Source organism: Marinicrinis lubricantis, from assembly GCF_042658665.1.
Lineage (GTDB): Bacteria > Bacillota > Bacilli > Paenibacillales > KCTC-33676 > Marinicrinis > Marinicrinis lubricantis.
This window is the reverse complement of sequence record NZ_JBHSQV010000099.1, coordinates 1-4,232: the sequence shown is the minus strand read 5'-3', so window position 1 is coordinate 4,232 and position 4,232 is coordinate 1. Positions and strand designations below refer to the sequence as shown.

Sequence of the window (4,232 nt, the reverse complement as noted above, 5' to 3'; positions counted from 1 at the left end):
CAAGCCGTTGAGCAATATATCTACTTCTATAACTTCCAACGCTTCCAAAAACGACTCAACCATCTGGCACCGATACAATATCGACACCAGATGGCTGCTTAGTCTTTTTAAAGCTGTCTACTTGACAGGGGTAAGTCCAAACATCGATTCCCAAGGTAATCCATGGTCTTCCCAATTCATATCCCGCTTCATCAAGCACGTCCATATCAAGTTGTGTATGATCAATTTGAACGATGTGCAAGGGATACATTGCTTCATTATTTGAATATCCACGTTCGACAGAGTCGAATTTAGCTGCCGCGCGATCCCCTTCTCTTAGCCGGATCTCCACACTTTCTTTAATTCTTCCAAGTAATTTCATAATTGTAATCCACTTCGGCGGTTCAATACCCAATTTAATACATTGTAGTTCTATTGAATCAAATACAGCCTGCTTGCTTGGTTTTTTTACGTTCAGGTACTGCTTTTCAATTGTATTTTTAAGAATGGGTATATACTTCTCATCTAACCGGATGGTAAAGGTATCCAACACCCAGTCTGGCTTCTTTGGATGACAAATTTCCAACAGCTTATTATCTGTTCGATATAAATGTCCTTCCCCCGCCCTACTGACCAACGCTTCTTCTCCTCGTGTTGCCATTTCTGCTTCCGCAAGACGGAATTTAGCCAAATGTCTTTTGATAGTACGAACCGAAACACCGCGCGGCGTTATTCCATCTTCATCTTCTTTAGAGTATTTATCTTTTATTTTTTCAATAAGCTCTTCTTGAGTTAGATCTTCAGGCGCTTGGCTCTCGGATAAATACTCCTTGTAAAATTCATAAAACTCATATATTGCCTTAAGATCATGTTGTTTCACTCGTTCCAATACCAAGATGGGTTTAATCAAATTAAACCGAAACGAAACCTGTTCTCGTTTATTTCCATCTATTGCATCTAAAATCGAGCGGTATTTATTATCCTGCTCCTCTATGCTTTTCAGCATGATTTTTCCTGGACGGAAAGAAGGATTGGTGACTAATTCATAAAAATTAATCCGAATGGTTTCTCCATCCCCTTCCGACCGACGAAGGGAAACAGTTGGGGGATCAATCGTTATAACGGTATATTTCCGCCCAAAATACATTAAATCAGCATTGAGCTTTAACTCATTGAATTGCAATGTTTACCCGCTCCCATCCATCTAAAAACAAATTCTGCGCTTGTTTTTTATCTACAAAAACTAAGCTGTTTTCAGTAATTGGTGATCTAAGATCTACATTAAAAACACCAATTGCAATTAGATGATAAATAAATGGCATTATCTGCAGAGGATGCTTTTTGTGTCGGAAGCTTGCAGCGAGTTCTTTTATACTTATTTCTCCAAAAAAACGCACCCGCGAAAGTAATTCTTCAATATTTTCTGTTAAACCGAATCTTTTTTTGGTGAATCCCACCAAAAAGGTGATATTCTGATCAATAACTTTTGGTAAATTCCGGGGATAGACGACCACATAATCCCAGTTATTTAAAAATGCGTAGCGTTCACAAACCTGGTAATGACGAACATCAGTATCAATGGACGATGATTCCACATCATAAAGACATGGTATATTCCCTTGCTTAAATACAAGCACATCCGGTACGAAGAATTTTGCTTTGTTTATTTCATCCGTAATTTCAACCGGTCGTACATAATAGCGCAGTATGGAATTATCCAATTCAAGAAACGAGAAAAATTTAAACTCCGTCATTGATTGATATTCCACCGAATGGTCCATTTTATGGCTATAAAATTCACCTATTACGTGTGGGTGAAAACGGCTGCCCCTATTATGAACTTTTCGTTTAGGCTGGTAGATTACATCTTCAATTTTCCATGTCTTGTTGTTCCAATCCATTACGGTACCCTCCTAAAATTCTCTGAGCTTATTTCCAGATGCCTACATACTGTATCTAGACATTTAGATAACAGTTTATTAAGATGGGAGTTAACTAAATGTTTATGTTTTAACTATTTGGTTATATTATAACCGTTTGGTTATAATAATTATAACTTCTAAAAAGACCTTTTTCAATTTTATGAACGGAGGGAAAATATGACTTTTGGAGATAATTTAAAATATTATCGAACCGAAAAGGGATATTCTCTACAGGATTTAGCCGAAGAACTTGATGTTTCAGCAAATTATCTTAGTAAATTAGAAAGAAACTCCGGAAAAGTTAAACCTGAATTTTTACCCGCATTATGCGGTGCTTTAGACATCACATTAAACGATTTATACAAGGAAATTGAGGGGAATCCCTTCAAAACGAAGACAAATGCTAAACATGAAATTAATGGTGAGAAGTTAAAAGAAAAAAATACATAAAACTAAAGCACAAAAGGCTCTTTACCCTTTATTAAACCAGGGAAAGAGCCTTTTGATTTATAAAAATGTGCATTGTGTAACAAATATTATCTCAATAAGCATGTTGGTACGTATTCATTATGTCTGACCATCTCGAAACATTGTATCGGTGGGAGCGCATTGGACCGATACCCCAAGAATAGAGCCAAATGAGTTGGTCCGGCGTAAAAAAGATCTATTTTTTTTGCCTCCATACTTCCGGCAACTGTGCTTATCTCCCTTTTGATTTTTTCGACAATGCTGTTTGCTTGCTTTGCCGAAACAATGGCTTGTGATGAATATAAATGCAACTTTGATAAATGGGATATCTCATTTCTTTTCATAAAGGCTTCAACTTCGGAAACAAGATTTTCTTTCATAATACCGACTGTCACAACAAGACGATCTCCAGAACCTTTAATAACCGTAGAAGTGAGAGCATAGTCTGGCGTTTGCGAATCGGCATGATCATCGGTCGACCAGAGCTCACCACGATAATCCATATCGATTGCAAAGCCGGCAACAGCTGAAAAAACTTTTCCAATGGCAATCGCGGCGGAAATACGTCGATTTCCTTTTAACTCTACCCTTCGCGTTCTGCGTTGTTCTTTTATCCACTTAGATGTTTCGGATAGCTGCGGTATAAGCTTAGAATTCCATTCTACTGCGGGTGGGTAGTTTCTTTCTGCGCCTCCAAAAAATGAAGCCCATTCAAATTGGAGTGATGTATCGCTTTTTATAACTTCCTCCGTTTCAGTTGAAATGACAACTGGTTTTGGTGGAGTGCGGTACTTTTCACTGATAGCCGATTGCATTGTCTCTTCTATTTGTTTCCTTGTGATAGGTCTTGCTTTATTCGATCGAATCAGCGCAAGCAGGTTGTTAAAAATACCCGCAAGGTCTCTACCCGGTATATCCAAATAATCTGGCAAATGACGCAGGAGCTGTTCTTGAAAAAGACCTTTTGCTGTTTGTTCGTCAGATAGCAGATTCCAATTGGGTTCAATAAGAACTTTCTTATAAAGAAACTTTGCCATATTTTCGTCTTTGCCAAACTTACGAACCCGGTCAACATAATCAGCATACGAATTTACAGCAACACCTGAAGAGTCTTCATAAAAAGGCTGTGGATCACGTATCCGGCGCAATCCGTTTATGAGCGGCTTTATATCCTCTGATATTCCATTGCAGCAAAGGGTAAATCGTCCGAATGTGCCTGGGCTTCCTTCATCCAATTCTTTAAATCGCTCAATTTCTTCCCAAAATTCTTTTGGAGCTATATGATGATTTTTAGCTTCTAGCGCTTCTCGGGCAATACCTTCAGCAGGAGAGAAGAACTTTGCTTCAAAATCAGCTACCCCTTCACGTATCAACGAATCAAACCCCTCAAATGACAACCAAAAAGGGATTTTACTAAGAATCAAGCTCGTTTGAAAATCAAAGCCAGTCTCTGCCGTATCTCCTCCTTGCGATTCGGCTTCGAGCAACGATGGTTTTGACTTGTTATTATCCGTCAATTAGAATCCCCCTCAAATAATAGCTCACCTGCCATAACATCAAATCCAGACGCAAATAGATTGACACTACCGGCTAACTCCCCAGCCTCCAATTTAACGATTAAAAGAATTGCAAAATTTGCACCGACGGATGGGTCGTTAACGATTTCCCACATACTATCCTGATCTCGATTGCTCGGCATTAACGAAAAAGAGGGATGCGAATGCCATTCACCCAAATAATTAGGGCTTGCTGAACGATTAAAAAATCCAGTAACAGCAAGGGTTTGAGGCATTCTTTGTCGAATTCATATGCAAGGAAATCGTTGAAATACGATGAAAAACCGTGCACATGGAGGATGACGAT

5 protein-coding genes are annotated in these 4,232 nt (G+C 38.7%); 1 reads left to right on the top strand and 4 read right to left on the bottom strand.

The window, feature by feature from the left end:
* Nucleotides 1-55 precede the first annotated feature (55 nt).
* The gene (locus tag ACFPXP_RS08405; protein ID WP_379893782.1) at nucleotides 56-1,162 is read right to left on the bottom strand and encodes a hypothetical protein; all 1,107 of its coding nucleotides are present in this window, start codon (nucleotides 1,160-1,162) and stop codon (nucleotides 56-58) included.
* A complete protein-coding gene (locus ACFPXP_RS08400) occupies nucleotides 1,149-1,880 on the bottom strand; it encodes a hypothetical protein (RefSeq protein WP_379893781.1) in 732 nt (243 codons plus the stop codon). Before ACFPXP_RS08400 ends, ACFPXP_RS08405 begins: the two co-directional genes overlap by 14 nt.
* Before the next feature lie 198 nt (nucleotides 1,881-2,078).
* Between ACFPXP_RS08400 and ACFPXP_RS08395 the strand changes: the two genes are divergently transcribed.
* On the top strand, nucleotides 2,079-2,351 hold the full coding sequence (locus ACFPXP_RS08395; protein ID WP_379893780.1) for a helix-turn-helix domain-containing protein: 273 nt from the start codon (nucleotides 2,079-2,081) through the stop codon (nucleotides 2,349-2,351).
* Between the two features lie 86 nt (nucleotides 2,352-2,437).
* Here ACFPXP_RS08395 and cap4 read toward each other — a convergent pair whose 3' ends face one another.
* Both cap4 and ACFPXP_RS08385 read right to left on the bottom strand, forming a co-directional pair.
* Nucleotides 2,438-3,886, bottom strand: coding sequence for a CD-NTase-associated endodeoxyribonuclease Cap4 (gene cap4, locus ACFPXP_RS08390; RefSeq protein ID WP_379893779.1), 1,449 nt, complete (start codon nucleotides 3,884-3,886; stop codon nucleotides 2,438-2,440).
* Nucleotides 3,883-4,161, bottom strand: a complete 279-nt coding sequence (locus tag ACFPXP_RS08385; protein WP_379893778.1) for a Mov34/MPN/PAD-1 family protein — start codon at nucleotides 4,159-4,161, stop codon at nucleotides 3,883-3,885. Before ACFPXP_RS08385 ends, cap4 begins: the two co-directional genes overlap by 4 nt.
* Between the last annotated feature and the right edge of the window lie 71 nt (nucleotides 4,162-4,232).

Coding starts and splice junctions, on each gene's coding strand:
- ACFPXP_RS08400 (WP_379893781.1), bottom strand. CDS start 1,880: ATGGATTGGAACAACAAGACATGGAAAATTGAAGATGTAATCTACCAG.
- ACFPXP_RS08395 (WP_379893780.1), top strand. CDS start 2,079: ATGACTTTTGGAGATAATTTAAAATATTATCGAACCGAAAAGGGATAT.
- ACFPXP_RS08385 (WP_379893778.1), bottom strand. CDS start 4,161: ATGCCTCAAACCCTTGCTGTTACTGGATTTTTTAATCGTTCAGCAAGC.